Annotated in this window: 29 protein-coding genes; 17 read left to right on the plus strand and 12 right to left on the minus strand. The window is 68.7% G+C overall.

All coding sequences use genetic code 11. From position 1 onward, the window contains the following. Nucleotides 1-58 precede the first annotated feature (58 nt). Genes pyrG through AC3A6R_RS05225 form a run of 8 tightly spaced genes read left to right on the plus strand, consistent with a single transcriptional unit; the run spans nt 59 to nt 6,807 of the window. Complete coding sequence (pyrG, locus tag AC3A6R_RS05190) at nt 59-1,738, plus strand: CTP synthase (RefSeq protein WP_487857978.1); 1,680 nt, start codon at nt 59-61, stop codon at nt 1,736-1,738. Then, on the plus strand, nt 1,735-2,592 hold the full coding sequence (kdsA, locus tag AC3A6R_RS05195) for a 3-deoxy-8-phosphooctulonate synthase (RefSeq protein WP_487857979.1): 858 nt from the start codon (nt 1,735-1,737) through the stop codon (nt 2,590-2,592). Before pyrG ends, kdsA begins: the two co-directional genes overlap by 4 nt. Further along, a complete protein-coding gene (locus tag AC3A6R_RS05200) occupies nt 2,589-2,879 on the plus strand; it encodes a DUF1330 domain-containing protein (RefSeq protein ID WP_487857980.1) in 291 nt (96 codons plus the stop codon). Before kdsA ends, AC3A6R_RS05200 begins: the two co-directional genes overlap by 4 nt. A 44-nt stretch (nt 2,880-2,923) precedes the next feature. Then, a complete protein-coding gene (gene eno, locus AC3A6R_RS05205; RefSeq protein ID WP_487857981.1) occupies nt 2,924-4,207 on the plus strand; it encodes a phosphopyruvate hydratase in 1,284 nt (427 codons plus the stop codon). Between the two features lie 18 nt (nt 4,208-4,225). Next, entirely contained in the window at nt 4,226-4,504 is a 279-nt protein-coding gene (gene ftsB, locus AC3A6R_RS05210) for a cell division protein FtsB (RefSeq protein ID WP_487857982.1), read from the plus strand. A gap of 16 nt (nt 4,505-4,520) precedes the next feature. Then, complete coding sequence (gene pnuC / locus AC3A6R_RS05215; RefSeq protein WP_487857983.1) at nt 4,521-5,144, plus strand: nicotinamide riboside transporter PnuC; 624 nt, start codon at nt 4,521-4,523, stop codon at nt 5,142-5,144. Continuing rightward, entirely contained in the window at nt 5,141-5,848 is a 708-nt protein-coding gene (locus AC3A6R_RS05220) for an AAA family ATPase (RefSeq protein WP_487857984.1), read from the plus strand. The genes pnuC and AC3A6R_RS05220 overlap by 4 nt, the downstream gene beginning before the upstream one ends. Next, nucleotides 5,848-6,807: a hypothetical protein gene (locus AC3A6R_RS05225; RefSeq protein WP_487857985.1), complete on the plus strand. Its 960-nt coding sequence runs from the start codon at nt 5,848-5,850 to the stop codon at nt 6,805-6,807. The genes AC3A6R_RS05220 and AC3A6R_RS05225 overlap by 1 nt, the downstream gene beginning before the upstream one ends. Nucleotides 6,808-6,828: 21 nt before the next feature. Here the strand turns inward: AC3A6R_RS05225 and AC3A6R_RS05230 are convergent, their stop codons facing one another. After that, entirely contained in the window at nt 6,829-7,704 is an 876-nt protein-coding gene (locus AC3A6R_RS05230; protein WP_487857986.1) for a helix-turn-helix domain-containing protein, read from the minus strand. 105 nt (nt 7,705-7,809) lie between these two features. Between AC3A6R_RS05230 and AC3A6R_RS05235 the strand changes: the two genes are divergently transcribed. After that, nucleotides 7,810-8,601: an SDR family oxidoreductase gene (locus AC3A6R_RS05235; protein WP_487857987.1), complete on the plus strand. Its 792-nt coding sequence runs from the start codon at nt 7,810-7,812 to the stop codon at nt 8,599-8,601. Nucleotides 8,602-8,630: 29 nt separating this feature from the next. Further along, nucleotides 8,631-9,494 carry an NAD(P)-dependent oxidoreductase gene (locus AC3A6R_RS05240; protein WP_487857988.1) on the plus strand — a complete coding sequence of 288 codons (864 nt, stop codon included), beginning with the start codon at nt 8,631-8,633 and terminating at the stop codon, nt 9,492-9,494. A 12-nt stretch (nt 9,495-9,506) separates the two neighbouring features. Here the strand turns inward: AC3A6R_RS05240 and hslO are convergent, their stop codons facing one another. Both hslO and AC3A6R_RS05250 read right to left on the minus strand, forming a co-directional pair. Then, nucleotides 9,507-10,505, minus strand: a complete 999-nt coding sequence (hslO, locus tag AC3A6R_RS05245) for an Hsp33 family molecular chaperone HslO (protein WP_487857989.1) — start codon at nt 10,503-10,505, stop codon at nt 9,507-9,509. Nucleotides 10,506-10,535: 30 nt separating this feature from the next. Then, on the minus strand, nt 10,536-11,060 hold the full coding sequence (locus AC3A6R_RS05250; protein WP_487857990.1) for a gamma carbonic anhydrase family protein: 525 nt from the start codon (nt 11,058-11,060) through the stop codon (nt 10,536-10,538). 36 nt (nt 11,061-11,096) lie between these two features. Between AC3A6R_RS05250 and AC3A6R_RS05255 the strand changes: the two genes are divergently transcribed. Next, nucleotides 11,097-11,912, plus strand: a complete 816-nt coding sequence (locus tag AC3A6R_RS05255; protein ID WP_487857991.1) for a ferritin-like domain-containing protein — start codon at nt 11,097-11,099, stop codon at nt 11,910-11,912. 4 nt (nt 11,913-11,916) lie between these two features. On the opposite strand, the gene AC3A6R_RS05260 is transcribed toward AC3A6R_RS05255, so the two are convergent. The 7 genes from AC3A6R_RS05260 to AC3A6R_RS05290 all read right to left on the minus strand — a co-directional run bounded on the left by AC3A6R_RS05260 (nt 11,917) and on the right by AC3A6R_RS05290 (nt 18,119). Then, entirely contained in the window at nt 11,917-12,390 is a 474-nt protein-coding gene (locus AC3A6R_RS05260) for a MaoC family dehydratase (RefSeq protein WP_487857992.1), read from the minus strand. Between the two features lie 38 nt (nt 12,391-12,428). Further along, nucleotides 12,429-13,562, minus strand: a complete 1,134-nt coding sequence (locus AC3A6R_RS05265) for a thiolase family protein (protein ID WP_487857993.1) — start codon at nt 13,560-13,562, stop codon at nt 12,429-12,431. Nucleotides 13,563-13,653: 91 nt separating this feature from the next. Next, a complete protein-coding gene (locus AC3A6R_RS05270) occupies nt 13,654-14,241 on the minus strand; it encodes a TetR/AcrR family transcriptional regulator (RefSeq protein ID WP_487857994.1) in 588 nt (195 codons plus the stop codon). A 45-nt stretch (nt 14,242-14,286) separates the two neighbouring features. Further along, nucleotides 14,287-15,297 (minus strand): Bug family tripartite tricarboxylate transporter substrate binding protein, encoded by a 1,011-nt coding sequence (locus AC3A6R_RS05275; RefSeq protein WP_487857995.1) that lies wholly within the window; start codon nt 15,295-15,297, stop codon nt 14,287-14,289. Then, complete coding sequence (locus tag AC3A6R_RS05280) at nt 15,294-16,067, minus strand: DUF72 domain-containing protein (RefSeq protein WP_487857996.1); 774 nt, start codon at nt 16,065-16,067, stop codon at nt 15,294-15,296. Before AC3A6R_RS05280 ends, AC3A6R_RS05275 begins: the two co-directional genes overlap by 4 nt. 78 nt (nt 16,068-16,145) lie before the next feature. Further along, nucleotides 16,146-17,057, minus strand: a complete 912-nt coding sequence (xerD, locus tag AC3A6R_RS05285) for a site-specific tyrosine recombinase XerD (RefSeq protein ID WP_487857997.1) — start codon at nt 17,055-17,057, stop codon at nt 16,146-16,148. Between the two features lie 87 nt (nt 17,058-17,144). Then, nucleotides 17,145-18,119, minus strand: a complete 975-nt coding sequence (locus AC3A6R_RS05290; protein ID WP_487857998.1) for a tripartite tricarboxylate transporter substrate binding protein BugE — start codon at nt 18,117-18,119, stop codon at nt 17,145-17,147. Nucleotides 18,120-18,222: 103 nt separating this feature from the next. On the opposite strand from AC3A6R_RS05290, the gene AC3A6R_RS05295 reads away from it, so the two are divergent. Further along, on the plus strand, nt 18,223-19,140 hold the full coding sequence (locus AC3A6R_RS05295; RefSeq protein WP_487857999.1) for an AEC family transporter: 918 nt from the start codon (nt 18,223-18,225) through the stop codon (nt 19,138-19,140). On the opposite strand, the gene queG is transcribed toward AC3A6R_RS05295, so the two are convergent. Then, nucleotides 19,137-20,222 (minus strand): tRNA epoxyqueuosine(34) reductase QueG, encoded by a 1,086-nt coding sequence (gene queG, locus AC3A6R_RS05300; protein ID WP_487858000.1) that lies wholly within the window; start codon nt 20,220-20,222, stop codon nt 19,137-19,139. The genes AC3A6R_RS05295 and queG overlap by 4 nt on opposite strands. Here queG and tsaE point away from each other — a divergent pair. The 3 genes from tsaE (at nt 20,208) to AC3A6R_RS05315 (ending at nt 22,722) form a co-directional block, all read left to right on the plus strand. After that, entirely contained in the window at nt 20,208-20,723 is a 516-nt protein-coding gene (gene tsaE / locus AC3A6R_RS05305) for a tRNA (adenosine(37)-N6)-threonylcarbamoyltransferase complex ATPase subunit type 1 TsaE (protein ID WP_487858001.1), read from the plus strand. The two genes, queG and tsaE, sit on opposite strands and share 15 nt — an antisense overlap. After that, nucleotides 20,720-22,297 (plus strand): N-acetylmuramoyl-L-alanine amidase, encoded by a 1,578-nt coding sequence (locus AC3A6R_RS05310; RefSeq protein WP_487858002.1) that lies wholly within the window; start codon nt 20,720-20,722, stop codon nt 22,295-22,297. Before tsaE ends, AC3A6R_RS05310 begins: the two co-directional genes overlap by 4 nt. A 131-nt stretch (nt 22,298-22,428) precedes the next feature. After that, entirely contained in the window at nt 22,429-22,722 is a 294-nt protein-coding gene (locus AC3A6R_RS05315; protein ID WP_487858003.1) for a YMGG-like glycine zipper-containing protein, read from the plus strand. A 51-nt stretch (nt 22,723-22,773) separates the two neighbouring features. On the opposite strand, the gene AC3A6R_RS05320 is transcribed toward AC3A6R_RS05315, so the two are convergent. Continuing rightward, the gene (locus AC3A6R_RS05320) at nt 22,774-23,442 is read right to left on the minus strand and encodes a DedA family protein (RefSeq protein ID WP_487858004.1); all 669 of its coding nucleotides are present in this window, start codon (nt 23,440-23,442) and stop codon (nt 22,774-22,776) included. A gap of 61 nt (nt 23,443-23,503) precedes the next feature. On the opposite strand from AC3A6R_RS05320, the gene AC3A6R_RS05325 reads away from it, so the two are divergent. Continuing rightward, the gene (locus AC3A6R_RS05325) at nt 23,504-24,724 is read left to right on the plus strand and encodes a dienelactone hydrolase family protein (RefSeq protein WP_487863918.1); all 1,221 of its coding nucleotides are present in this window, start codon (nt 23,504-23,506) and stop codon (nt 24,722-24,724) included. Between the two features lie 55 nt (nt 24,725-24,779). Further along, complete coding sequence (gene mutL / locus AC3A6R_RS05330; protein WP_487858006.1) at nt 24,780-26,639, plus strand: DNA mismatch repair endonuclease MutL; 1,860 nt, start codon at nt 24,780-24,782, stop codon at nt 26,637-26,639. The last annotated feature ends 85 nt before the right edge of the window (nt 26,640-26,724 follow it).

Genomic DNA, 26,724 nt, shown 5'->3' on the forward strand with positions numbered 1-26,724 from the left:
GGCCGGCATATACAATCGCAATTTCCCACTGCCCGGATTTACAGCGTCCGGAACTGGCATGACCAAATTTGTCTTCGTCACCGGTGGTGTCGTATCTTCCCTTGGCAAGGGAATCGCATCCGCCTCCCTCGCCGCGATCCTTGAATCGCGCGGCCTCAAGGTCACCCTCATCAAGCTCGATCCGTACATCAATGTCGACCCCGGCACGATGTCGCCGTTCCAGCATGGCGAGGTGTTCGTCACCGACGACGGCGCCGAAACCGACCTCGACCTCGGCCACTACGAGCGCTTCATCACCACGAGGATGCGCAAGGCCAACAACTTCACCACCGGCCAGATCTACAAGACCGTGCTCGAGAAGGAACGCCGCGGCGACTACCTCGGCAAGACGGTGCAGGTGATCCCGCACATCACCAACGAGATCCAGGAGTACGTCAAGCGCGGCGCCGGCCTCGGCACCGCGCACGAGGTCGACGTGGCCATCGTCGAGATCGGCGGCACCGTGGGCGACATCGAGTCGCTTCCCTTCCTCGAGGCCGTGCGCCAGATGAGCCTGCGCATGGGCCCGAACAACTCGGCCTTCGTGCACCTGAGCTATGTGCCCTGGATCGCCGCTGCCGGCGAGCTCAAGACCAAGCCCACGCAGCACACCGCCAAGGAGCTGCGCGCCATCGGCATCCAGGCCGATGCGCTGCTGTGTCGCGCCGACCGCCCGATCCCCGACGACGAGCGCGCCAAGATCTCGCTGTTCTCGAACGTGCCCGAATGGGGCGTGATCTCGATGTGGGACGTCGACACCATCTACAAGGTGCCGCGCATGCTGCACGAGCAGGGCCTCGACGGCCTGATCTGCGACAAGCTGCGCATCAACACCCCGCCGGCCAAGCTGCAGCGCTGGGACGACCTGGTCTACGAGGTCGAGCATCCGCAGCAGGAAGTGACCATCGCCATGGTCGGCAAGTACGTCGACCTGTCCGACAGCTACAAGTCCCTCAACGAGGCGCTGCGCCATGCCGGCATGAAGAACCATGCCCGCGTGAAGATCGACTACATCGATTCCGAGACCATCTCGGCGCAAGACGTCTCGCGCCTCGCCAAGTACGACGCGATCCTCGTGCCGGGCGGCTTCGGCCAGCGCGGCGTCGAAGGCAAGATCGCCGCCGCCCGCTTCGCGCGCGAAAGCAAGGTGCCCTACCTCGGCATCTGCCTGGGCATGCAGGTGGCCACGATCGAATACGCGCGCCACGTGGCGGGCCTCAAGAACGCCAACAGCACCGAGTTCGACCCCGAGACGCCCTGCCCCGTGATCGCGCTGATCACCGAGTGGAAGGACGCCGACGGCACGGTGAAGACGCGCGACGAGAAGTCCGACCTCGGCGGCACGATGCGCCTGGGCGCGCAGAGCTCCGACGTCACGGCCGGCACGCTCGCGCACAGCATCTACGGCGACGTGGTGACCGAGCGCCACCGCCACCGCTACGAAGCCAACGTCAACTACCTCGACCAGCTGCGCGCCGCGGGCCTGGTGATCTCCGCGCTCACGCAGCGCGAGCACCTGACCGAGATCGTCGAGCTGCCGCAGGACGTGCACCCCTGGTACATGGGCGTGCAGTTCCACCCCGAGTTCAAGTCCACGCCGTGGAGCGGCCATCCGCTCTTCAACGCCTTCATCAAGGCAGCGCTCGAGCACAAGGCGCAGAGCGCGGGCGGCGCAACGAACCTGAAGGTCGTCGCATGAAACTTTGCGGATTCGACATCGGGCTCGACCAGCCCTTCTTCCTGATCGCGGGACCCTGCGTGGTCGAATCCGAGCAGCTGCAGATGGACACCGCCGGCACGCTGAAGGAGATCACCGCCTCGCTCGGCATTCCGTTCATCTTCAAGAGCAGCTTCGACAAGGCCAACCGTTCCTCGGGCACGAGCTTTCGCGGCCCGGGCCGCGACAAGGGCCTGGAGATCCTCGCCAAGGTCAAGCGCGAGCTCGGCCTGCCGGTGCTGACCGACGTGCACACCGAAGACGACATCACCGAGGCCGCCAAGGTGGTCGACGTGCTGCAGACGCCCGCCTTCCTGTGCCGCCAGACCGACTTCATCCGCGCGGTGGCGCAGTCGGGCAAGCCCGTGAACATCAAGAAGGGCCAGTTCCTCGCGCCGCACGACATGAAGAACGTGATCGACAAGGCGCGCGCGGCAGCCAAGGAAGCCGGCCTCGACGAAGACAGCTTCATGGCTTGCGAACGCGGTGCGAGCTTCGGCTACAACAACCTCGTCTCCGACATGCGCTCGCTCGCGATCATGCGCGAGACCGGCGCGCCCGTGGTGTTCGATGCGACCCACTCGGTGCAGTTGCCGGGCGGCCAGGGCACGACCTCGGGCGGCCAACGCGAGATGGTGCCCGTGCTGTCGCGTGCGGCCGTGGCCGTGGGCGTGGCCGGGCTCTTCATGGAGACGCACCCCGATCCCGCCAAGGCACTGAGCGACGGCCCCAACGCGGTGCCGCTCAAGCACATGAAGGCCCTGCTCGAAACGCTGCTGGCGCTCGACCAGGTCACGAAGAAGAACGCTTTTCTAGAGGACACCTTTCAATCATGAGCAGTGGTTACGTCATCGCCCACGTCGAGGTCACGAACCCGACGCAGTACGAGGAATACAAGAAATGGTCGGGCGCCGCGATGCAGGCGCACGGCGCCGAAGTGTGCGTGCGCGGCGGCCAGGTCGAGGTGCTCGAGGGCGACTGGACGCCCTCGCGCATCGTGATCCTGAAATTCCCGAGCTTCGAGAAGGCCAAGGCCTTTTATGAAACGCCCGAGTACCTCAAGGCGCGCGAGGCGCGTGCCGGCGCGGCCGTGATGCGCATGGTCGCCGTCGAAGGCTTGTGAGCTATACCTGAAGAATTCGAGACTCCAAGGAAAGAGAAAAACGCATGAGTGCAATCGTTGACATCGTCGGCCGAGAAATCCTCGACAGCCGCGGCAATCCCACCGTTGAATGCGACGTGCTGCTCGAATCGGGCACCATGGGCCGCGCGGCCGTGCCCTCGGGCGCATCGACCGGTTCGCGCGAAGCCATCGAGCTGCGCGACGGCGACAAGAACCGCTATCTCGGCAAGGGCGTGCTCAAGGCCGTGGAGAACATCAACACCGAGATCTCGGAATCCGTGCTCGGCCTCGATGCCAGCGAGCAGGCCTTCCTCGACCGCACGATGATCGACCTCGACGGCACCGACAACAAGGCCCGCCTGGGCGCCAATGCCACCCTCGCGGTGTCGATGGCCGTGGCACGTGCCGCGGCCGAAGAGTCGGGCCTGCCGCTGTACCGCTATTTCGGCGGCATGGGCGGCATGCAGCTGCCGGTGCCGATGATGAACGTCATCAACGGCGGCGCGCATGCCAACAACAGCCTCGACCTGCAGGAGTTCATGATCATCCCCGTGGGCGCGCCGAGCTTCCGCGAGGCCGTGCGCTACGGCGCCGAGGTGTTCCATGCGCTCAAGAAGATCCTGGGCGACCGCGGCATCAGCACGGCCGTCGGCGACGAAGGCGGTTTCGCCCCCAGCGTCGAGAGCCATGAAGCGGCGATCCAGCTGATCCTCGAGGCCATCGACAAGGCCGGGTTCGTGGCGGGCGAGCAGATCGCGCTCGGACTCGACTGCGCCGCCAGCGAGTTCTACAAGGACGGCAACTACGTGCTGTCGGGCGAGAACCTCACGCTGTCGGCCGGCAACTGGGCCGACATGCTCGCGACCTGGGTCGACAAGTACCCGATCATCAGCATCGAGGACGGCATGCATGAAGGCGACTGGGACGGCTGGAAGCTGCTGACCGATCGCCTCGGCAAGCGCGTGCAGCTGGTGGGCGACGACCTGTTCGTCACCAACACCAAGATCCTGCAGGAAGGCATCGAGAAGGGCATCGCCAACTCGATCCTGATCAAGATCAACCAGATCGGCACGCTGACCGAGACCTTCGCCGCCATCGAGATGGCCAAGCGCGCCGGCTACACGGCCGTGATCTCGCACCGCTCGGGCGAAACCGAGGACAGCACCATCGCCGACATCGCCGTGGGCACCAACGCGGGCCAGATCAAGACCGGTTCGCTCTCGCGCTCGGACCGCATTGCCAAGTACAACCAGCTGCTGCGCATCGAAGAAGACCTCGGCGACATCGCAAGCTACCCGGGCCGCGGCGCCTTCTACAACCTCAAGTAGCGCCCGTAGCCGGCGGCAATGCGCTCGCGACTCGCTCCACCCATCGTGCTGCTGCTGCTGCTGGTCATCCTGCAGTGGCAGCTGTGGAGCGGGCGCGGAAGCGTTCCCGAGGTCACGCAGCTGCAAGACAAGCTGACGGCGCAAAAGGATGCGAACGCCAAGGCCGCCGTGACCAACGAGCGGCTCGCCTCCGAGGTCAACGACCTCAAGGTCGGCCTCGAGATGGTCGAGGAGCGCGCGCGGCAGGAGCTCGGCATGGTGAAGCCGAACGAAGTGTTCGTTCAGGTGACCAGGTAACGCGCGGCCGCTGCCGATGCCGGAGTTCTTCTCGGCCCCCGCCTTCGCGATCTGGGGCGCCCCGGTCAGCTGGCTCGAACTCGTGGCCACCGTGCTCGCGCTCGCGATGGTCGGCTGCAACATGCGCGAGATCCACTGGGGCTGGCCGCTCGCGATCGTCAGCTCGCTGCTCTATGTGGCGGTGTTCGCCGAGGCACGCATCTACGGCGACGCCTCGCTCCAGGTGTTCTTCGCGGTCGTCGCGTTCTGGGGCTGGTTCCAGTGGCTGCGCGGCCACCGCGCCGACGGCAGCACGCTGCGCGTGAGCCGGCTTTCGCCGCGCGGCATCGCGCTGGCACTCGCCGCCTGCGCCATTGCATGGCCCGCGGTGGCACTGTTCCTGCGCCGCTTCACCGATTCCGACGTGCCCTGGTGGGACGGCTTCGCGACCGGGCTCAGCCTCGTGGGCCAGTTCCTGCTCGGGCGCAAGTTCATTGAAAACTGGCTGGTCTGGCTCGCGGTCAATGTGGTGAGCGTGGGCCTCTTCATCCACAAGGGCCTGTGGCTCACGGTCGGGCTCTACGCCGTGTTCGCGGTGCTCAGCGTGGCCGGCTTCCTGGCCTGGCGGATGCGCTTGCACGGCGGGGCCGCACGCGCATGACGCCCGTGCTGCCCGTCGGCTGCGTGATTGCGCTCGTGGGCGCCGAAAGCACCGGCAAGACCGAACTCGCACAAGCGCTCGCCGAGCGGCTGCAGGCCCGCGGCACGGCCGCCACCTTCGTGGGCGAATACCTGCGCGAGTGGTGCGAGCGCGAAGGCCGCACGCCGCGCCCCGACGAGCAACGGGCCATCGCCGACGAGCAGACCCGCCGCATCGAGGCCGCGGCAGCGTCTGGCGTCGTGGTGGCGGACACGACGGCGCTCATGACCGCCGTCTACAGCGAACAGCTGTTCGGCGACACCTCGCTCTACCCGGACGCCCTCGCCGCCCAGCGCCGCTGCGCGATCACGCTGCTCACCGCGCTCGACATTCCCTGGGTGGCCGACGCGCTGCGCGACGGCGACCATGCGCGCGAGCCGACCGACCGGCTGCTGCGCGCCGCGTTGTCGGGCGCCGGGCTGTCGTTCGCGGTGGTCCACGGCAGCGGAGGCGAAAGGCTCGCCAGTGCCTGGAATGCCATCCTTGCCAGCGCCGGGCACGAAGCGCCCGCCGGCCTGCGCGGCCAGGCCGAACCGACACCCGCCCGCTGGTCGTGGGCCTGCGACAAATGCTCGGACCCGGCGTGCGAGCACCGCCTCTTCAGCGAACTGCTCGAACGCCGCGGCGACCCGCCATCCACCACCCCCCACAGTCCGGAGATCTGATGTCCCCCCACGTTTCTCGCGTCCTGCTGCTTGCCGCATGGCTGGCCACGAGTGCCGCAACGGCCGCCCCCGTGGCAGCCACCGTGGAAAACGGTACCACCCCCACCGCCTGCGCGGAAGAGGACAACGTCTCGCTGGTGCTGCGCGGCGAAGGCATCCGCCGGCTGCGCATCGAGGCGCTGCAGCCGGCCTATCTCGACAGCATCCGCACCGACACGACCGCGCCCGACTTCTCGAACTGCAATTTCGATGGTGGCGCCCATCCCACCGATCCCGCGCACAAGTTCGAGCCCCGCACCGTGGTGCTGCACGAGGACGCACAGTGGCGCATCGTCGGCATGACGCTCGCTAGCTTCTGGCGGCCGCAACAGGTGCCGGTGCGCGTGGGTGCGCGCAAGGACCGCGGCTTTCACCTGCTGCAGGTGTTTCGCAAGGAAGACGGCAAGGCGCTTGAGGCGATGGTGCTCTACCCGGCCGACGGCTACTGGCGCATCAAGCCACTGCCCGAGGCCCGCTTCGGCGACGGCGTGTACGGCTCTTCGTTCCTGCTGGGCCCAGTCGAGCAGGCCGGCCGGCCGGTGGTGGACATCGCCTCGATCCGCATCGTCGCGCAGCCGCTGTCGATCCACCTGCGCTTCACGCGCGGCGGCAGCGCCGTGGTCAAGGCCACCGAGATCAGCCGCACGCGCACCGCGCTCGACGTGCGGCTTTCGTCGCCGACCGCGAAGGGGCGCCCGTTCGCGGTGCTGCGCTCGATGTACGTCGCGCCCGACAACGCCGACATGAGCGAAGTGCGCTGGCAGGCATCGCCCGAAGCCGCCGAGCAGGCGCTGCCGCTGCCCGACGTGAAGACGCTGGACGCCACGCAGTTCCGCTTCGGACGCAGCCTGCCCTCGAAGCACAACACGAGCGCGCCCGACATCCTGTTCGGCGGCTTCGACGACGCCGCCGCGCGCTGAGCGCCGGCGCGCGGCCTTTAGCTAGCGCGCGCGCCGCACCTCGCCCGGCGTGGCGCCGAGCACGCGGCGCATGCAGCGCGCCATGTGGCTCTGGTGCGAGAAGCCGCTCTCCAGCGCGACGAGGCTCACGGGCAGTTCGCTCGTCAGCAGCAGGCTGCGCGCGCGATCGACGCGGCGATGCACCACGTATTCGTGCACCGGCAGCCCGGTGGAGCGCTTGAACTGCGTCTTCAGGTGCGAGGCGCTCAGGCCCGCCACCCCGGCCAGCGCAGCCAGTGACAGGTCGCCGTCGAGGTGGTCCTCGATGTAGGCCGTCACGCGCTGCAGCTGCAGCCGGGTCAGGCCCTGCGCGGCCGACTTTGCGGAGCGCACCGGACCGGTCGCGACCAGTTGCACCGCCAGCGCGGTGCCGAGACTGTCGGTGTAGAGCCGGCCGTTCGGAAATCCCGCGCGGCGCTCGGCGTCGAGCGCCCAGGCGATGTGCTCGATCTGCGGGTCGCGGAACTGGTGGCGCTCGCCGAGCCGTGCACGTTCGGCCGGCAGCCCCATTTCTTCGGCCGTGCGCTCGAGCAGCGCCGGCGCCATGCGCACCACGACCGAGGTGCTCGGCGATGCCTCGTGCCAGATGTCGCTGGTGCCGGCCGGCACGATGTCGAGGTCGCCGCGCGTGTAGACGAAGCGGTGGTACTGGCAGGCGCCCGCGACCGGCGCACCCGCATGCAACTTGATGCGATGGTCGGGCAGCGCCTCGTACGCGACCTCGCCGCCGGGCGTCTGCCGCAGGTCCACGCGCAGCCCGCCCGAGGGCGGCGGCGCGGCGAAGCCGTCGTCCGGCAGCACCACGTCGGACCCCAGGCCCGCGCCGCGGAAGTCGGTTTCCAGGTCGGTATCGCGCATCGAAACATTATCGGCCGCGGCCACCCCGCATGTCATCGGCCGTTTGTGCTCGCGCACGGCTGATCGTGCGCGACGGCCGGCGGCGCGATGCCGATCATCGCAGCCATGAACTCCACGAACCATTCCTCCTCCCTCGCGCCTTACGCCGGCAAGAAGGCGCTCATCACCGGCGGCACCATCGGCATGGGCCTTGCCACCGCGCAGGCGCTGCTCGACGGCGGGGCCGACGTGCTCGTCACCGGCCGCAATCCGCACAACCTCGAGGCCGCGCGGCGCACCCTCGGCCCGCGCGCCCACGTGGTGGCATCGGATGCAGCCTCGCTGGCCGACATCGACGCCCTCGCGGCGCTGGCACGCGAAAAGCTCGGCCGCATCGACCTGCTGCACATCAACGCGGGCATCTCGGCGTTGGAGCCCTTCGAGCAGGTGAGCGAAGCCGCCTACGACACGGCTTTCGCGGTCAACACCAAGGGGCCGTTCTTCACGGTGCAGCGCCTGGCGCCGCTGATGCCCGCGGGCAGCGCGATCGTCTTCACCTCGTCGATCGCCGACGAAGGCGGCATGCACGGCCTGAGCGTCTACAGCGCCACCAAGGCCGCGCTGCGTTCGCTCGCCTCCGGCTTCGCGGCCGAGCTCGTGACGCGGGGCATCCGCGTGAACGTGGTGAGCCCCGGCTTCATCGACACGCCGACCCTCGGCGTGACCGACGCCACCGCCGCGGAGCGGGCGGAATTCATGAACCTGGGCGACCAGATCACGCCGATGCGTCGGCACGGCAGCGCCAAGGAGGTGGCGCGTGCCGTGCTGTTCCTCGCCTTCGAGGCCACCTTCACCACGGGCGCGCGGCTCACCGTCGACGGCGGGCTCGGCCAGAACCTCACGCTCGCCGCCGGTTGAGCCCGTCCACGCGCAGAAAGAAGATGCACATGACAGACGTTTCCCTCATCGGCCTCGGCCCCATGGGCGTGGCGCTCGCGCGCGCGCTGCAATCGAAGTTCACCCTCACGCTGTGGAACCGCACCGCGGCACGCGCGCAGCCGCTCTTGAACCAGGGCACGCAGCTCGCGCCCGATGCGCGCGCGGCGGTCGAGGCAAGCCCGGTGGTGCTGGTCTGCGTGGCCGACTACGCCGCCAGCCGCGCGATCCTCGCCGCGCCCGGCATGGCCGAGGCGCTGCGCGGCAAACTGCTGGTGCAATTGAGCACCGGCACGCCGCAGGACGCGCGCGATGCCTGGGCCGCGGCCGACGGCTGCGCCTACCTCGACGGCGCCCTGCTCGCCACGCCGAGCCAGATCGGCCGGGCCGACACGCCGCTGTTCGTCTCGGGCGAAGCCCGCGCGCTCGAGGCGGCGCGGCCGGTGCTCGAAACCATCGCCGGCAACATCCTCTACATGGGCGAGCCCATCGGCAATGCGGCCGCGTGGGACCTGGCGACGCTCTCGTGCATGTTCGGCGCCATGAGCGGGTTCTTCCATGGTGCGCGCATCTGCGAATCAGAGGGCCTGCGCGTGGACGAGTTCGCGCGCATGATCGGCGCCATTTCGCCGGTGCTCGGCGAGATGATCCGCTCCGAGGGCGAGGACATCCACGCCAACCGCTACGGCGAGCCCGAAAGTTCGATGGCCACCTGCGCCGGCTCGGGCCGCCTGTTCGTGAAGCAGGCGCGCGAAGCGAAGCTCGACACGAGCTTTCCCGACTTCCTGATGCGGCTGTTCGAACGTGCGCTCGACGCGGGCTTCGCCAACGAGCGGCTCGCCGCGATGGTGAAGGTTCTGCGCCAGCCCGCGTGAGAAAGAAAGGCGCTACTGAACCACCGAGCTGCCCGGGATCTGGTCGCCGGGCGGCTTGAAGAGCTGCGCGGCATCGACCGCATCGAAGCGGTACTGCTTGCCGCAGAAATCGCAGCCCACCTCGATGTCGCCGCGCTCGGCGAGGATTTCCTCGGCTTCCTTGGCGCCGAGCCCGCGGATCATCTGGGCCACGCGCTCGCGCCCGCAGGTGCAGGCGAAGTGCGGGCCCGCCGGGCCGGCCTGCGGCTCGAAGCGCAGCAGCTTCTCTTCCCAGAACAGGCGCCGCAGGATGGTCTCGATATCGAGCGTGAGCAGCTCGTCGCGCGTGAGGCTCGAAGCGAGGATCGCGATGCGGTTGTAGTCCTCGTTGCGGCCGATCTGGTCTTCGTTGGCCTGGTCGTGGTCGCGGCCCGAGGTGCCTTCGAGGTTGGACCCGCCCTTCACCGGCAGGCGCTGGATCAGCAGGCCCGCGGCCACCTTGTCGTCGGCCGCGAGCACCAGCGTGGTGTCGAGCTGCTCGCTTTGCAGCATGTAGTGCTGCAGCACGTCGCTGAGCCTGCCGAGCTTCTCGCCCTCGTCGTCGAACAGCGGCACCACGCCTTGGTACGGGGTGGTGCCGGGCAGCTTGTCCTTGGGGTCGAGCGTGATCGCGCAGCGGCCCTTGTTTCCCACGTTGACCATCTCGGGCAGGCGTGCATCGGCCGGCAGGTCGCCGATCACCTTGGCGGTGGCGCGCAGGCTCAGGTCGGGCATCGCCTCGGCGACCGCGACCTTGACCGGGCCATCGCCGAAGATCTGCAGGATCAGCGCGCCGTTGAACTTGATGTTGGCCTGCATCAACGTGGCCGCGGCCGTCATTTCGCCGAGCAGCTCGGCCACGGGCGGCGGGTAGGCGCCGGTGGCGGTGTTGGAGGCGCGCCGCGCCAGGATCTCCTGCCACGCATCCGTCAGGCGCACGATCATGCCGCGCACCGGCAGGCCATCGAACAGGAATTTGTGCAGCTCGCTCAAAACGGATTCTTTCTGTGGGGCCTGCGCAGGTCAGGCGATTTTCTTGAGGCCCTTCGCATAGCGAACGGCGTTCTGTACGTAATGGTCGGCGCCATGGCGCAGGCGGGCAGCGTCCTCGTCGCTGATCGTGCGCATCACTTTCGCGGGCGAACCGAAGATCAGGGAATTGTCGGGAAACTCCTTGCCCTCGGTCACGACGCTGCCGGCACCGACGATCGAGTTGCGGCCGATCTTCGCGTTATTCAAGACCACCGCCTGGATGCCGATCAGCGAGTTGTCGCCGATGGTGCAGCCGTGCAGCATGACCTGGTGGCCAATGGTGACGTTCTCGCCGATGGTGAGCGGCGAGCCCGGGTCCGAATGCAGCATCGACATGTCCTGCACGTTGCTGTTGCGCCCGATGGTCATGGTTTCGTTGTCGCCGCGCAGCACCGCGCCGAACCAGATGCTCGCGTTCTCGCCCAGCTGCACGTTGCCGATCACCTCGGCACTGTCGGCGACCCATGCGCCGCTGCCGAGCTTGGGTGCAATGCCGTCGAGTTCATAAATCGCCATCGTGGGGTCTCCGGGGCCAAAACTAGAATTGTAGGGATGCACCCCCGATTGAGCGCCCTGGCCGCGCTGCGCCTCACCGATCCCGAACAGAAGGTGGCGGCAACGCGCGCGACCGTTGCGCTCGCAGCTACCGAATCCATAGCACCGATACCCATTCGCACGGCAGGCGACGACACCGGCGTGCCGGGCCGCCCCGAGCGCCCGCTGCGCGTCAGCGCGACCGAGGTGCAGAAGCGCTCGCCCTTCACGCCCGAAGGCCGCGCCGCGCTGGTCCATTCGATCTGTCACATCGAGTTCAACGCGATCAACCTCGCGCTCGATGCGGTGTGGCGCTACGACGGCATGCCCGAGTCCTACTACCGCGACTGGCTGCGCGTGGCCGATGAGGAAGCGCAGCACTTCACGCTGCTGCATGCGCACCTGCAGGACATGGGCTGGCGCTACGGCGACTTCCCGGGCCACGACGGGCTCTGGAACATGTGCGAGAAAACGAAGGACGACGTGCTCGCGCGCATGGCGCTGGTGCCGCGCACGCTCGAGGCCCGCGGCCTCGACGCCACCCCGCTGATCCAGGCCAAGCTGCGGCGCGTGAACACGCCCGATGCGTTGCGCGCGGTCGAGATCCTCGACATCATCCTGCGCGACGAGATCGGCCATGTCGCGATCGGCAACCGCTGGTACCGCTGGCTCTGCGAGCGCGCGGGCCGCGACCCCGAAACGAGCTATCCCGAGCTCGTGGCGCACTACGATGCCCCGCGGCACAAGCCGCCGTTCAACCTCGAGGCGCGCAGCCGCGCCGGCTTCAGCGACGAGGAACTGCGCGCGCTGGCTGCGGGCACGGGCAAGGGCTGAAGCGCTACGCCGGCCGAGCGTGCACCACGAGCTTCGGCCTGAAGTCCTGCAGCACCTCGCCGTGCTGGTTGCACGTCTGGCAGTGCATCGTCACCATCGCGCGGCCGGGCTTGCTGCGCGAAGGCGCGATCTCGACCACCTCGCTCACCACATGCAGCACGTCGCCCGGTCGCGTCGGCTTCGGCCATTGAAGCTGGCCGCCTGAACCGATGATGCCGTCGGCGAGCGGAACGCCGCTTTCCACCAGCAGCTTCATCGTCAGCGCCGCGGTGTGCCATCCGCTCGCCGCAAGGCCACCGAAGAAGGTGGCCTTCGCGGCCTCTTCGTCGGTATGGAACGGCTGCGGATCGAACTGCGACGCAAAGGCCTTGATCTGCGCGGCATCCAGCGCATGCTCGCCGCTTCGGAAACGGTCGCCGACCGACAGGTCATCAAGGTAGAGCTTGCGCGCCGCGCCCGCTTCAGGAATTGCAGCCATGGGGCCTCCGTGTGGTGATGGTCGCCATTCTCGGGCGATCAGGCGCGCTCGAGAATGGTCGCGATGCCCTGCCCGCCGCCGATGCACTGCGTGGCGAGCGCATAGCGGCCGTGCTCGCGCGCAAGCAGCGAAGCCGCCTTGCCGGTGATGCGCGCGCCGGTCGCGCCGAGCGGATGGCCGATCGCGAGCCCGCCGCCATCGAGGTTGATCTTCGCGGCATCGAGGCCGAGCTCGCGAATGCAGGCCAGCGCCTGCGACGAGAACGCCTCGTTGATTTCGATCACGTCGAGGTCGGCCGCAGCAAGGCCCGCGCGCGCGAGTGCCTTGCGGGTCGCGGGAATCGGGCCGATGCCCATGACGGCCGGGTCGACGCCCACGGTCGCGAACGAACGGATGCGCGCGAGGGGCGTCAGGCCGTGCTTGGCGGCGAAGGCGTCGCTGGTCACGAGCACCGCCGCCGCGCCGTCGGTCAGCGGCGACGAGGTGCCGGCCGTCACCACGCCGTCGGGCCGGAACGCGGGCTTCAGGCTCGCGAGCGCTTCGGCCGAGGTCGTCGGGCGGATGCAGCCGTCGGCCTCGACCTGCTCGCCCGACGCCAGGCGCACCGGCACGATCTCGCCCGCGAGCCGACCCTCGGCGCGCGCGGCGGCGGCCTTGCGGTGCGATTCGACAGCGAACGCCTCCTGGTCGGCGCGGCTCACCTGCCAGCGCGCGGCGACGTTTTCGGCCGTCTCGCCCATCGAGATGTAGGCATCGGTGCCGGCTTGCAGATCGGGGTGTGGCGAGAAGTTGAAGCCGCCCTGCGGCACCATCGTCATCGACTCCACGCCCACGCAGAGAAACGCCTCGCCCATGCCGGCCTCGATCTGCGCCGCGGCGATGTGCACGGCCTGCATCGACGAACCGCAGAAGCGGTTGACCGTCATGCCGCCCACTTCATGCGGCAGCCCGGCCAGCAGGCCAACGATGCGCGCGAGGTTGTTGCCCTGCGACGCCTCGGGGTAGGCGCAGCCCAGGATCACGTCCTCGAGCAGCGCGGGGTCGAGGTCGGTGCGCTGCAGCAGGCCCCGGACCACGCCGGCGGCGAGCGTGTCGGGGCGCACTTCGGCGAGCGCCCCCTTCTTGGCGAAATGGAATGGCGAGCGGGCATAGGCAGATATCACGGCTTTCATCGGAGACTCCTTCGTTGCAACAAACCTACCATCCAATCGGTAGGCACTCTGGGCCAAAAAATGGGCGCACTGCGCCCGCTGTTCGCCCGCCTCAGGCGGACAATGAACTCCTGAGCTGGGCGATGGCCTCGTCGAAGTCCTCAGCCCGTCCCGTCATGCGCGAAGCAAGCAGCGCACCCTGGCAGACAGAGAACACATAGGCCGCCAGCGAAGCGGCCGACGGCGCGCCCGGCGTCTGCCGCTGCTGCGGCGCCAGCGCGCCGAGCACGCCTGTCAGCCACAGCACCTGCGTGTTGCGCAGGTCCTGCACGGCCTGGCGCAGCTCGGACTCGATGCAATCCCAGCCCGGCGTGAGTGCCCCCGCCGGGCACATGCCCGAACCCGCCTTGAGCGTGTTGCGGTACATGCGGAAATAGGATTCGAGCGCCTCCTTCGGCGCACGCACCCGCGCTGCGTCCCAATCCTTGAACTGCTGGGTCGCCTGGCGGATCACCGCGATGCCGAGCGCTTCCTTGGTCGGAAAGTGGTGGTACAGGCTCGCCTTGCGAATGCCGATGGTGTCGGCCACGTCCTGAAAGCTGAAGCCCAGGTACGAGCGCGTCTCGATCAGCGACCGTGCCACCGCGAGGATCTGCTCGCGGGTGCTGCCGGCGGCAAGGGCGGTAGCTCTGGTGGACATCTACCTACTATAAGGTAGGGAATGGCGAGCCTGCAAGCCGGAGGGTCAATCGGCCTTGATGTTTGCCGCCTTGACGATCCGAGCGTTGCTCTCGAACTCGATCGCGATCTCCTTCGCGAAGGCGGCCGGGGTGCCGACGGTCGGCACGTTGTCGGTGGCGGTGAGCTTGGCGCGCAGTTCGGGGCTTGCCAGCGCCTTGTTGATCTCGGCGTTGTAGCGGGCCACGAGGGCGGGCGGCATCGCACCCGGCGCGAAGACGCCGAACTGCGAGCTGATGTTGGCCGCGTTGAAGCCGAGTTCGCCGAGCGTGGGCACCTGCGGCAGGCTGTCGAGCCGCGCCGGGGCGCCGACTGCGAGCGGGCGCAGCTTGCCCGACTGGATGTGCGAGGTGAGCGTCGGGCTGGCATTGGTCGAGAGAATCTCGAACTGCCCGCCGAGTGCGTCGTTGAGCTGTTGGCCGCCGCCCTTGTACGGCACGTGCGTGATGTCCACGCCCGTCGCGGCGCGCACCTGCTCGAGCACGATGTGGCCGAGCGAGGCCGGGCCGGAGGTGGCCCAGCGCACCGCGCCGGGCTGCGCCTTGGCCTCGGCGACCAGTGCGCGGAAATCGCGCGCCTTGCTCGCGGGCGTGGCGACCAGCAGCACGGGCGAATACATCACGCTCGCGACCGGCGCCACGTCCTTCAGCGGATCGAAGGGCAGCTTGCCCAGGTGCGGGCTCAGCACCAGCGGGCTGATGGCCGAGAAGCCCAGCGTGGCGCCGTCGGGCGCGGCCTTGGCAACCGCGTCCATGCCGATCGCGCCACTCGCGCCGGCGCGGTTCTCGACCACCACGGTGACGCCCATCTGCGCCGCGAGACGGTCGCCGAGCGCACGTGCGACCACGTCGCTGACGCCGCCCGCCGGGTAGGCGACGATCAGCTTCAGCGTCTTGGGCGGTGCGGGCGCGGTTTGCGCGACCGCGGCGCCGGACAGGAGCGTGCCGGCCGCAGCCAGCAGGGCGAGCACGGCGGTGCGCCGCGCAGGGGAGGAGGAGGAAGAAGAAAGTTCTGTCATGTCGCGCGGGATTCTGCCGCATCGGCGACGCGAAGCCGGCGGGCCAGCGTCATCGCGTTGCCCACCGCTTCGCCGCCAGCGGTGTTGTCGAAGATGCACCAGCACTGCACACCCTCCTCGCGCGCACGCTGCAATCGCTCGGCGAGGCGTGCGAGCAGCGCATCGTCGTAGGCCGACCAGTAGCGGCGCGGCGAACCGTGCAGCCGCAGGTACACCAGCGCGGGCCAGCCGCCGGGCGCTGCCGCCTCGTCGAACAGCACCGGGTCGGCCAGCACACGCGCTACGCCAAAGCGCGCGAGCAGGGCGTCGACGGCCGGCGCGAACCAGCTGCGGTGGCGCGGCTCGAGTGCCACGGCGCCGGCATGCCTGCGGCGCAGCGCCGCCAGGAAACGCTGCACTGTGCGAGGCTCGAATGCCAGGCTCGGCGGCAGTTGCACGACGAGGCAGCCGAGCTTCGCACCCAGGCCTTCGACCTGCGCCAGGAAATCGTCGAAAGCCGGCATCGCGCCGGCGAGCCGGCGCTCGTGGGTGATGGCCTGCGGCAGCTTGACGGCAAAGCGAAATCCCTCGGGCGTGGCGGCGGCCCAGCGCGCGTAGGTCTCGGCGCGGTGCGGGCGGTAGAAGGAACTGTCGATCTCGACGGTGTCGAAGCGCTGGGCATAGCGCGCAAGGTGCGACCCCTCGGCAGGAAAGTGCGGCCACATCGCGCGCGGCAGGCTCCAGCCTGCGCAGCCGATGCGTGCGGGGTCGGCGGGAATGGCCTGGAGCATCCCCGCATGGTAAGCACGCGGCGTGCAGCGACGCCGACATCTTCACTTCGGCCCACGCGCCGTGCCCGGCCGAGTGGATCAGCCGCGCGGATGGTGCTGCGCATGCAGCTGCTTGAGCCGCTCGCGCGCCACGTGCGTGTAGATGGTGGTGGTCGAGATGTCGGCATGCCCGAGCAGCAGCTGCACCGCACGCAGGTCGGCGCCGTGGTTCAGCAGGTGGGTGGCGAACGCATGGCGCAGCGTGTGCGGCGACAGCGGCACATGGATGCCGGCCGCGGTGGTCTGCTTCTTCACGATCATCCAGAACATCACGCGCGTCATGCCCGCACCGCGTGCGGTCACGAACAGGTCCTGCGTCTGCTGGCCGCCGAGGATGTCGGGCCGCGATTCCTCGAGGTAGCGCTCGATCCAGCGCCGCGCCTCGCCGCCGAAGGGCACGAGCCGCTCCTTGCTGCCCTTGCCGAGCACGCGCAGCACGCCGTCGTTGAGGCTCAGGTCGGTAACCTTGAGCGAAACCAGTTCGCTCACGCGCAGCCCGCTCGCGTACATCAGCTCGAGCATCGCGCGGTCGCGCAGCCCGAGCGGCGTGTCGACGTCGGGCGCGGCGAGCAGGTCGTCGACCTGCTTCTCCGACAGCGTCTTCACCGCGCGCGGCATCTGGCGCGCCGGCGCGAGCCGCAGGCTCGGATCGGCCACGATGCGCCGCTCGCGCAGGGCCCAGCGGTAGTAGCGCTTGAACACCGTGAGCCGCCGGTTCGCGGACGTGGCCTTGCCGCGCGTGGACAGGCGCGCACCCATGTAGGCCTGCAGGTCGCTCTCCTTCGCCGCCTCGAGCGCGAGTCCCGCACGCTCCTTGTGCAGCCACTGCGCGAACAGCGCTAGGTCACGCCGGTAGGCGGCAAGCGTGTTCTTCGACAACCCGTCCTCGAGCCAGAGGGCGTCGATAAAGTCGTCGATTCCACGAGTGGGCGGGGCGGCGGCCTCGGTCATGGCGGCAAGATAGCAAAAAGAAAACGGTGAAGAACAAAAGAAAAGGGCCACCCGTGCGCGGGCGGCCCTTTTTTCAGGCGAGGCGGATCATTCGAGCTTGAGCTTCTGCTTTACGACCACCTGCTTGTACACCTCGTACTCGGCCTTGATCTGCGCGGCGAACTGCTCGGGCGTGTTGGCCACGATCAGCGAGCCGGTGTCCTCGATGCGCTTCTTCACTGCCGGATCTTCGACCGCCTTCTTCACACCGGCGTTGATCTTGTCGACCACTTCCTTCGGCACGCCCTTGGGGCCGAGGATGCCGTAGTAGGCCATGCGGTTGACGGGCTCGAGCCCGACTTCCTTGAAGGTGGGCACGTTCGGCAGCGCGGCGAGGCGCTGCGGCGCCGACACCACGATCGGCACCAGGCGGCCACTCTGGATGAAGGGCATCGCCGAGGGGATGTTGTCGAAAATGATCGGCACCTGGCCCGCCACCACGTCGTTGAGCGCAGGGCCCGCGCCGCGGTACGGGATGTGCGTGACGAAGGTGTTGGTGAGGCTCTTGTAGAGCTCCATCAGCAGGTGGCCGATGCCGCCCGTGCCCGACGACGCGTACGAATACTTGCCGGGGTTCTTCTTCAGCTCGGCCACGAACTCGGCGTAGTTCTTGGCCGGGAAGCTCGGGTTCACCGCAATGATGTTCGGCGTGGCCGCGATGTTGATGATCGGCGTGAAGTCGTTGATCGGGTCGTAGGGGACCTTCGGGTTGATGGCCGGGTTGGCCGCCGTGCTCGAGACCGTGGCCACGCCGAGCTTGTAGCCGTCAGGTGCCGCGCGCGCCGTCTCGGCCGCGCCCACGATGCCGCCGCCGCCGGCGCGGTTGATCACCACCACGGGTTGGCCGAGCACCTTGCCCAGCGGATCAGCGATCACGCGCGCCACGATGTCGGTGGTGCCGCCCGGCGCGAAGGGAACGCTCAGTTCCACCGGTTTGGTGGGATAGCCCTGGGCAAAGCTCTGGCCCGTGGCCGCGAGCAGCGCGGCAGCACCCACGATGGCGCTCCATTGACGACGTTGCATCTATAACTCCTTGATTGACTGTGGTCGAAAAAGCAAAGCCCCGGATGCTAGCCGCAGCACGCGCCGCCCTGTGCTGTGGATTACCCATGGTTTTCTACGGTTTATGCTCGAAGCGGTGAACTTTGCACAGCTGCTCTTCCCGGATTTCTCGCTCATCGCCATCGGTTGGCTACTTTGCCGCTACACCGCGCTGGACCGCCGCGTCTGGGACCAGGTCGAGAGCCTCGTGTACTACTTTCTATTTCCGGTGCTGCTGTTCCACTCGATCGTGCGCAGCCCGCTCGATTTCGGCGCCACCTCTAGCCTGCTCACGGCCGGCGTGGGTGTCGGCGTCTGCGGCATCGCGATGGCCTACGCCCTGCCCTTCGTGCCCGGCCTCGGCCGGCACATCGACCGGCGCGACCACGCGGCCAGTGCGCAGATCGGATTCCGCTTCAACTCCTTCATCTGCCTGGCGCTCGCCGAGCGGCTTGCCGGTCCGCAGGGCTTGCTGCTGATCGCGGTGCTCATCGGCGTGTGCGTGCCGATGTTCAACATCGCCGCCGTCTGGCCGATGGCGCGGCATGCCAAGGCCGGCTTCGCGCGGCAACTGGTGCGCAACCCGCTCATCGTCGCCACGCTCGCCGGGCTGCTCGCCAACGTGCTGGGGCTCACCGTACCGAACTGGGCGACGCCGACGCTCACGCGCATCGGTGCCGCGTCGCTCGCGCTCGGCCTCATGGCCGCGGGCGCGGGCATGCAGTTCGCAACGCTGGGACGCGGCAAGGCGCTCGCGGTATCGGTGCTCGCCATCCGCCACCTGTTCCTGCCGCTCGTGGCCTGGGGCCTGTCGCATGCACTGCGCCTCGACGCGACCCAGGCCGCGGTGCTGATGGCGTTCTCGGCCGTTCCGACCGCTTCGAGCGCCTATGTGCTCGCGGCGCGCATGGGCTACAACGGGCCGTACGTGGCGGGGCTGGTGACGCTGTCTACGCTGCTGGGGGTGGTGAGCCTGCCGTTCGCGCTGGCGCTGCCGCGCTAGGCAGCATCGGCCCCGGCGCCTTGCGCAAGCCCCCACGCCACATGCTCGCGCACCAGCGCGCTGGCATCGTCCGCGCGCGTGGCCAGCGCCTCGGCGGCGCCCGGTTCGCCGGCGCGCAGGGCGTTGCCGAGGGCCACGGCAATGTTGCGCAGCCAGCGCTCGTGGCCGATGCGACGGATCGGGCTGCCTTCGGTGCGGCGCAGGAACTCGTCCTCTGTCCAGGCGAAAAGCGATGCCAGCGTCTGGCCCGTGAGCCCTTCGCGCGCATCGAAGTCGGGCAGCACGCTCTTCTTCGCGAACTTGTTCCAGGGGCAAGTCAGCTGGCAGTCGTCGCAGCCGTAGATGCGGTTGGCCATGAGCGGGCGCAATTCGAGCGGGATCGCGCCGGCATGCTCGATGGTCAGGTACGAGATGCAGCGCCGCGCATCGAGCCGGTGGGGCGCGACGATGGCCTTTGTCGGGCACACGTCGATGCAAGCGCTGCAGCTGCCGCAATGCGCGCTCACCGGTTCGCTCTCCGGCAGTGCCATGTCGACGTAGATCTCGCCGAGGAAGAACATCGAGCCCGCGTCGCGATCGAGCACCAGCGTGTGCTTGCCGCGCCAGCCCTGGCCGCTGCGCGAGGCGAGCTCGGCCTCGAGCACCGGCGCCGAGTCGGTGAAGGCACGGTGCCCGAACGGCCCCACTTCCTCGGCGATGCGCTCGGCGAGCTTCGCGAGCCGCGTGCGCATCACCTTGTGATAGTCCCGGCCACGCGCATACAGCGAGACGATCGCCTCGCCGGGACGCGAGAGCCGATCGAACTCGATCGCCTGCCACTCGCCCTCGGGCGTGTCGCGCGGCAGGTAGTCCATGCGCGCCGTGATCACGCTCACGGTGCCCGGCACCAGCTCGGCCGGCCGCGCGCGGCGCGTGCCATGCGTTGCCATGTATTTCATCTCGCCATGGAACCCATGGGCCAGCCATTGCATCAGACCGGCCTCGGCGCTCGACAGATCGACGCCCGCGATCCCTATTTGGGAGAATCCGAGTTCCCGGGCCAAGGCCTGAATACGAGCAACGAGTGGATGGCTGACGATCACTTGCCGATTGTAGAAACGCAGAAGACCCCGAACGCCAGCCGCAATTTGCACTGGCAAAGCGAGGACGACACCGCCGCCTTTGCGCGCGCCCTCGCCGCCGCCCCGGCGCTGCGCGATGCCTTTGTCGCACTGCACGGCGACCTCGGCGCGGGCAAGACCACCTTCGTTCGCCACCTGCTGCGTGCGCTCGGCATCGACGGCCGCATCAAGAGCCCGACCTACGCCGTGGTCGAGCCGCACGAGGCGCCCGATGGGCTCGCCATCTTCCACTTCGACTTCTACCGGTTCAACGACCCGCGCGAATGGGAGGACGCGGGCTTCCGCGACATCTTCGCCGGACCCGGACTCAAGCTCGCCGAATGGCCCGACAACGCCGCCGGCCATATACCGGCTGCCGACCTCGCTATTAAAATAGAAGCAATGACCGACGACACCCGCCACGTGACCCTTCTTGCGAACACCCCCCGCGGCAGCGCCCTGCTGGCGCAGACCGGCGCATGAAGGCGAGCGGGCTGAAGCGGCGCGTGCTGCTGCAGGGCGGCAGCGTCGCGCTGATGCTCGGCGTGCACCAGATCGCGCGCGGCGCCACCATCCTGGCAGTGCGCGTGTGGCCCGCGGCCGACTACACGCGCGTGACCATCGAATCCGACGCGCGGCTCAAGTCGCAGCAGCTGGTGGTCGGCAGCCCGCCGCGGCTCGCGGTCGACATCGAGGGCATCGACCTCAACCCCGAGCTGCGCGAACTCGTCGGCAAGATCAAGCCCGGCGATCCCTACATCAACGGGCTGCGCGTGGGCCAGTACGCACCGAAGGTGGTGCGCATCGTGTTCGACCTGAAGCAGGCGGTGGTGCCGCAGGTCTTCTCGCTCGCGCCGATCGCCTCGTACAAGCACCGGCTCGTGCTCGACCTGTACCCCGAGCAGCCGGTCGACCCGATGGAGGCCCTGATTGCCGAACGCCTGCGCGACGCGCCGCGCGGGCGCGGCAACGGCAGCAACGATGCCGCCGTCGCAGCGGCGCCCCCGGCCGCGCCCTATGCCGGCTACACCGGCCTGGCCCCCGACGGGGGGCCACCGATCCTTGTGCGGCCGTCGCCGAACGTGCCCGCGCCGCCCCTGCCGCGCCCGCCGGTTCCGCCGCCGGTGCCGATGCCTGTGCCTGTGCCGGTCATGCCGCCGCGCCCGCCCGCCGTCGCCAATGCGCCAGCGCAGGCCGATCCGCTCGGCGAACTGATGGCGCAGCAGGCCACGCGGCCCGCGCCTCCCACACCGCCTGCGCCTTCAGCACGCCCTCCCGCGGCACCGCCGCCCGTGGCCGTGGCGCGCAGCGGCGCGACCGCGAACCGCACCGACCGCATCATCATCGTGGCGCTCGATCCCGGCCATGGCGGCGAGGACCCCGGGGCCATCGGTCCCAACGGCACGCGCGAGAAAGACATCGTGCTGCAGATCGCGCACCGGCTGCGCGACCGCATCAACGCGAGCAGCGTCAACGGCAACCCGATGCGCGCCTTTCTCACGCGCGATGCCGACTTCTTCGTGCCGCTGCGCGTGCGGGTCGACAAGGCGCGGCGCGTGCAGGCCGACCTCTTCGTGAGCATCCATGCCGACGCATTCACCACGCCCGCCGCCCGCGGTGCAAGCGTGTTCGCGCTGAGCCAGAGCGGCGCGTCGAGCAGCGCCGCGCGCTGGCTCGCGAACAAGGAGAACGATGCCGACAAGGTCGGCGGCGTGAACGTCGGCAACCACGACGTGCAGGTGCAGCGCGCATTGCTCGACATGAGCACCACGGCCCAGATCAACGACAGCCTCAAGCTCGGCGGCGCGATGCTCGGCGAGATCCGCGGCATCGGCGCGCGGCTGCACAAGCCCCGCGTCGAGCAGGCCGGCTTCGCGGTGCTCAAGGCCCCCGACATCCCGAGCGTGCTGGTCGAGACCGCGTTCATCAGCAACCCCGAGGAAGAAGCCAAGCTGCGCAGCGCGAGCTATCAGGAAGACCTTTCCGATGCGCTGATGCGCGGCATCCAGCGCTACTTCGCGCAGAATCCGCCGCTCGCGCGCAGCCGGCAGCTTTGAAGGCGCGCCCCGCCCTGCCGTCCCACGCGGCCCGGGCCGTCAGACCGCACACCTATGCGCGGCAGACTCCTACACTGGGCGAATGCGACTTTTGCGCATGATGAGTCCATCACTCTAGAAAGGTGGACATCATGATGAAGGCACGAATCTGGATCACCGCTGCAGCGGCTACCACGGTCATGGCGCTGGCGGGCTGCGCTTCCGGCCCCAACCAGAACCTGGGCACCGGCATCGGTGCACTCGGCGGCGCGGCCGTGGGGCATGCCATCGGCGGCAACACCGGCGCCACATTGGGCGGCGCGGCCATTGGCGGCGTCATCGGCAATCAGGTGGGCCGCAACGTCGACGAGCGCAACTACTACAACCAGCAGCAGCAGGCCTACCCGCCTGGAACCTACTATCCGAACAATGGCCCGCGCTACTGAGCGGGCCGGCATTGAAAGAGCGCGCCGCCGGCGCGCTTTTTTTTTGTACGCTCAGGCCTTCGTGGGAACCGCCGCGCGCGCCTTCTCGGCGCGCGACGCACGCCAGGCACCGAAGATCGCGAGCACGCCCGGCACGAAGATCAGCGCCCAGATGATCTTGTCGAGGTGCTCGCGCACGAACGGCAGGTTGCCGAAGAAGTAGCCGGCGGTGGCGATGCCGAGCACCCAGATCAGCGCGCCCACCACGTTGTACATGGTGAACTTCGCGCGGTTCATCTCGGCCACGCCAGCCACGAAGGGCGCAAAGGTGCGGATGAAGGGCATGAAGCGCGCCAGGATGATCGTGACGCCGCCGTAGCGCTCGTAGAACGCGTGGGCCTGATCGAAGGCCTTGCGATTGAAGAAGCGCGAGTTCTCCCACTTGAACACTTTCGGCCCAAAGTAGCGCCCGATGCTGTAGTTGCACTGGTCGCCGAGGATCGCCGCCGCGATGAGGATCGCGCAGGCCAGCGGATAGCTCATGAACCCCGCGCCGCACAGCGCACCCACGATGAACAGCAGCGAGTCGCCGGGCAGGAACGGCATCACCACCACGCCGGTCTCCACGAACACGATCAGGAAGAGCAGCGCGTAGACCCAGGGGCCATAAGCGATGACGAAGGCCTCGAGGTGCTTGTCGACGTGCAGGATGAAGTCGACGAGAAAGCTGATGATTTCCATGGTCGCGGATTATCCTTGCTGCACGCCGTCCGGCGTTCCATGATGAATTCGGAGATCCCACATGACAGGTCGATACATCCGCGTCGATGCCCGTGACGGCAGCGGCTCCTTCCGTGCCTACCTTGCAACGCCCGAGGCCGGCAGCGGCCCCGGCCTGGTGATCGCACAGGAAATCTTCGGCATCAACCACACGATGCGCGAGGTTGCCGACTACTACGCCGAGGAGGGCTACGTGGCACTGGTACCCGACCTGTTCTGGCGCCAGGAGCCCGAGGTGGAGCTCGGCTACAGCGAGGCCGACTGGCAGCGCGCGTTCGGTTTCTACCAGGGCTTCGACGAGGCCAAAGGCATGGAAGACATCCAGTCGACCCTCGACGCGCTGCGCGCGCTGCCCGAGGTGGACGGCGGCAAGGCCGGCGTGCTCGGCTTCTGCCTCGGCGGCAAGCTCGCCTACCTCGCGGCCTGCCGCACCGATGCGGATGTGGCGGTGGGCTACTACGGCGTGGGCATCGACGCAGCGCTCGACGAGGCCGAGCGCATCCGCCGACCGCTCATGCTGCACATCGCCGAGCTCGACAAGTTCTGTCCGCCCGAAGCCCGCGAGCGCATCGTGCAGGCGCTTGCCGGCCGCCCCGACGTGACGCTGCATGTCTATCCGGGCATGGACCATGCGTTTGCACGCGCGGGCGGCGAGCATTTCCACAAGCCTTCGGCGCTCATGGCACACGAGCGCAGCATCGCCGCGCTGAAGGCCGCGATCGGCCCGAACTACGACCTGTCGGCGCTCTGGGACAAGCACTGCGAATACGAATTCGGCACGCGCAACGTCGACGACACCATGTCGACCATGGTCGCCGAGCCCTACGTAAACCACATTCCCACCATGACCGGCGGCGTGGGCTACAAGGCGTTGCATGCCTTCTACAGCAACCATTTCGTCAACAGCAATCCGCCCGACACCACGCTGACATCGATCTCGCGTACCGTCGGCGCCACGCAGGTGGTCGACGAGCTGCTGTTCAGCTTCACCCACACCACCGAAATTCCGTGGATGCTGCCGGGCGTGGCGCCCACGGGGCGGCGCGTCGAGGTGCCGCTGCTGGCCGTCATCAAGTTCCGCGGCAACAAGCTCTATCACGAGCACATCTACTGGGACCAGGCCAGCGTGCTGGTGCAGGTCGGCCTGCTCGACCCCGCGCTGCTGCCGGTGGCCGGCGTCGAGACGGCGCGCAAGCTGCTCGACGAGACCCTGCCGTCGAACACGTTGCTGACGCGGGGCTGAAGGGCATCTGCCGGCCACAGGCGGCGCGGGTGGATGCGCTTCTAGAATGCCGCTCGTGAGTGCCCTTCCCGCTTCCATTTCCCCTGCTTCCGAACGCCGGCCGATCCGCGAGCTTCCCGACGAGCTGATCAGCCAGATCGCCGCCGGCGAGGTCGTCGAGCGCCCGGCCTCGGTGGTGCGCGAACTGCTCGACAACGCGCTCGATGCCGGCGCGCGCCAGGTCACGGTGCGGCTGGCCTCGGGCGGCGTGCGGCTGATCTCGGTCGAGGACGATGGCCAGGGCATTCCGCGCGAGGAACTCACGGTGGCGCTGCGGCGCCACGCCACCAGCAAGATCGCGAGCCTCGACGACCTCGAGACGGTCGGCACGATGGGGTTTCGCGGCGAAGCGCTGGCGGCCATCAATGCCATTGCCGATCTCAGCATCCTGTCGCGCTTTGGCGGCGCCGACAGCGCCTTCGCGCTCGACGGCCGCACCGGCGAGCTGCGCCCGGTGGCGCGCGCCGTGGGCACCACGGTCGAGGTGCGCGAACTCTTCTTCGCCACGCCCGCGCGCCGCAAGTTCCTGAAGACCGATGCCACCGAGCTGGCGCACTGCATCGATGCGGTGCGCCGCCATGCGCTGGCACGCCCCGAGGTCGGTTTCTCGGTCTGGCACGACGGCAAGCTCGTCGAGCAGTGGCGCGCGGCCGAGCGCCGCGAGCAGCGGCTCGCCGATGCGCTGAGCGATGAGTTCGTCGCGCAGAGCGTGACGGTCGAGCACCTCGGCGGCGCGGTGCGCGTGGTCGGCCGCGCGGGCATCCCCGACGCGGCACGCTCGCGCGCCGACCAGCAGTTCTTCTACGTCAACGGCCGCTTCGTGCGCGACAAGGTGCTGTCGCACGCGGTGCGCAGCGCCTACGAAGACGTGCTGCACGGCCAGCGCCAGCCGGTTTACGTGCTGTACCTCGAGATCGATCCCGCGCGCGTCGACGTGAACGTGCACCCGACCAAGATCGAGGTGCGCTTTCGCGATGGCCGCGAGGTGCACCAGGCGGTGCGCCATGCGATCGAGGACGCGCTCGCCGCGCCGCGCGCGGGCGATGCCGCCGTGGCATCGGCGAGCGCGGCCGCCACGCCCTTCTTCCTGAAGCAGCCGGTCCCCGCCAGCGGCGAGAACTGGACCCAGCCGGCCATCAATTTCAGGGCCGCCGAGCGCGGCGCCGGCGACTTCGAGGCCATGTGGCCGCGGCGCACCGGCCAGGACGAGGCGGCGCCGGGCGTGCCGTTCCGCGCCCCGACGGGGCTGTCCGCGGCGCCCGAGGCACCGGCAGCCGCCACCAGCGAGCAGGCCTGGCCGCTCGGCCGCGCGCTCGCGCAGCTGCAGGGCATCTACATCCTCGCCGAGAACAGCCAGGGGCTGGTGGTGGTCGACATGCATGCGGCGCACGAGCGGATCGTCTACGAGCGCCTCAAGTCGCAGCTCGAAGGCGCCGCCATCACGAGCCAGCCGCTGCTGATTCCGGCCACCTTCGCGGCCACGCCGCAGGAAGTGGCGACCGCCGAGGCCTGCGCCGCGGTCCTGCCCACGCTGGGCCTCGAGATCACGCCGTTCTCGCCACGCACCCTGGCGGTGCGCGCGGTGCCCGGAACGCTGGCGGACGGCGACCCGGTCGAGCTCGCGCGCAGCGTGCTGGCCGAACTGGCCCAACATGACGCCAGCACCGTGGTGCAGCGGGCGCAGAACGAACTGCTCTCGACCATGGCCTGCCACGGCGCGGTGCGGGCCAACCGAAAGCTCACGATCGACGAGATGAACGCCCTGCTGCGCCAGATGGAAGCCACCGAGCGCTCCGACCAGTGCAACCACGGCCGGCCGACCTGGCGCCAGCTGTCGGTCCGCGAACTCGACGCGCTTTTCATGCGCGGTCGCTAAGTTCGTTACAAATTGTTGAGGGTTTTTCCGGAGATTTCGCCGTCATCCGCGGTCTGGGCACGGGCGTTGCATGTGAGGACCAAAG

The sequence above is a fragment of the Variovorax sp. Soil_C_19 genome, assembly GCF_057657255.1.

Excerpts from the sequence above, each read along its gene's own strand:
- AC3A6R_RS05320 (WP_487858004.1), bottom strand. The coding sequence starts at position 23,442 with ATGGAAATCATCAGCTTTCTCGTCGACTTCATCCTGCACGTCGACAAG.
- AC3A6R_RS05325 (WP_487863918.1), top strand. The coding sequence starts at position 23,504 with ATGACAGGTCGATACATCCGCGTCGATGCCCGTGACGGCAGCGGCTCC.
- AC3A6R_RS05265 (WP_487857993.1), bottom strand. The coding sequence starts at position 13,562 with ATGAAAGCCGTGATATCTGCCTATGCCCGCTCGCCATTCCATTTCGCC.
- kdsA (WP_487857979.1), top strand. The coding sequence starts at position 1,735 with ATGAAACTTTGCGGATTCGACATCGGGCTCGACCAGCCCTTCTTCCTG.
- AC3A6R_RS05260 (WP_487857992.1), bottom strand. The coding sequence starts at position 12,390 with ATGGCTGCAATTCCTGAAGCGGGCGCGGCGCGCAAGCTCTACCTTGAT.
- AC3A6R_RS05220 (WP_487857984.1), top strand. The coding sequence starts at position 5,141 with ATGACGCCCGTGCTGCCCGTCGGCTGCGTGATTGCGCTCGTGGGCGCC.
- xerD (WP_487857997.1), bottom strand. The coding sequence starts at position 17,057 with ATGACCGAGGCCGCCGCCCCGCCCACTCGTGGAATCGACGACTTTATC.
- AC3A6R_RS05290 (WP_487857998.1), bottom strand. The coding sequence starts at position 18,119 with ATGCAACGTCGTCAATGGAGCGCCATCGTGGGTGCTGCCGCGCTGCTC.
- AC3A6R_RS05230 (WP_487857986.1), bottom strand. The coding sequence starts at position 7,704 with ATGCGCGATACCGACCTGGAAACCGACTTCCGCGGCGCGGGCCTGGGG.
- AC3A6R_RS05235 (WP_487857987.1), top strand. The coding sequence starts at position 7,810 with ATGAACTCCACGAACCATTCCTCCTCCCTCGCGCCTTACGCCGGCAAG.
- eno (WP_487857981.1), top strand. The coding sequence starts at position 2,924 with ATGAGTGCAATCGTTGACATCGTCGGCCGAGAAATCCTCGACAGCCGC.
- AC3A6R_RS05225 (WP_487857985.1), top strand. The coding sequence starts at position 5,848 with ATGTCCCCCCACGTTTCTCGCGTCCTGCTGCTTGCCGCATGGCTGGCC.
- AC3A6R_RS05240 (WP_487857988.1), top strand. The coding sequence starts at position 8,631 with ATGACAGACGTTTCCCTCATCGGCCTCGGCCCCATGGGCGTGGCGCTC.
- AC3A6R_RS05255 (WP_487857991.1), top strand. The coding sequence starts at position 11,097 with ATGCACCCCCGATTGAGCGCCCTGGCCGCGCTGCGCCTCACCGATCCC.
- AC3A6R_RS05310 (WP_487858002.1), top strand. The coding sequence starts at position 20,720 with ATGAAGGCGAGCGGGCTGAAGCGGCGCGTGCTGCTGCAGGGCGGCAGC.
- AC3A6R_RS05270 (WP_487857994.1), bottom strand. The coding sequence starts at position 14,241 with ATGTCCACCAGAGCTACCGCCCTTGCCGCCGGCAGCACCCGCGAGCAG.
- AC3A6R_RS05295 (WP_487857999.1), top strand. The coding sequence starts at position 18,223 with ATGCTCGAAGCGGTGAACTTTGCACAGCTGCTCTTCCCGGATTTCTCG.
- AC3A6R_RS05200 (WP_487857980.1), top strand. The coding sequence starts at position 2,589 with ATGAGCAGTGGTTACGTCATCGCCCACGTCGAGGTCACGAACCCGACG.
- tsaE (WP_487858001.1), top strand. The coding sequence starts at position 20,208 with ATGGCTGACGATCACTTGCCGATTGTAGAAACGCAGAAGACCCCGAAC.
- pnuC (WP_487857983.1), top strand. The coding sequence starts at position 4,521 with ATGCCGGAGTTCTTCTCGGCCCCCGCCTTCGCGATCTGGGGCGCCCCG.
- pyrG (WP_487857978.1), top strand. The coding sequence starts at position 59 with ATGACCAAATTTGTCTTCGTCACCGGTGGTGTCGTATCTTCCCTTGGC.
- AC3A6R_RS05280 (WP_487857996.1), bottom strand. The coding sequence starts at position 16,067 with ATGCTCCAGGCCATTCCCGCCGACCCCGCACGCATCGGCTGCGCAGGC.
- AC3A6R_RS05250 (WP_487857990.1), bottom strand. The coding sequence starts at position 11,060 with ATGGCGATTTATGAACTCGACGGCATTGCACCCAAGCTCGGCAGCGGC.
- AC3A6R_RS05275 (WP_487857995.1), bottom strand. The coding sequence starts at position 15,297 with ATGACAGAACTTTCTTCTTCCTCCTCCTCCCCTGCGCGGCGCACCGCC.
- AC3A6R_RS05315 (WP_487858003.1), top strand. The coding sequence starts at position 22,429 with ATGATGAAGGCACGAATCTGGATCACCGCTGCAGCGGCTACCACGGTC.
- ftsB (WP_487857982.1), top strand. The coding sequence starts at position 4,226 with ATGCGCTCGCGACTCGCTCCACCCATCGTGCTGCTGCTGCTGCTGGTC.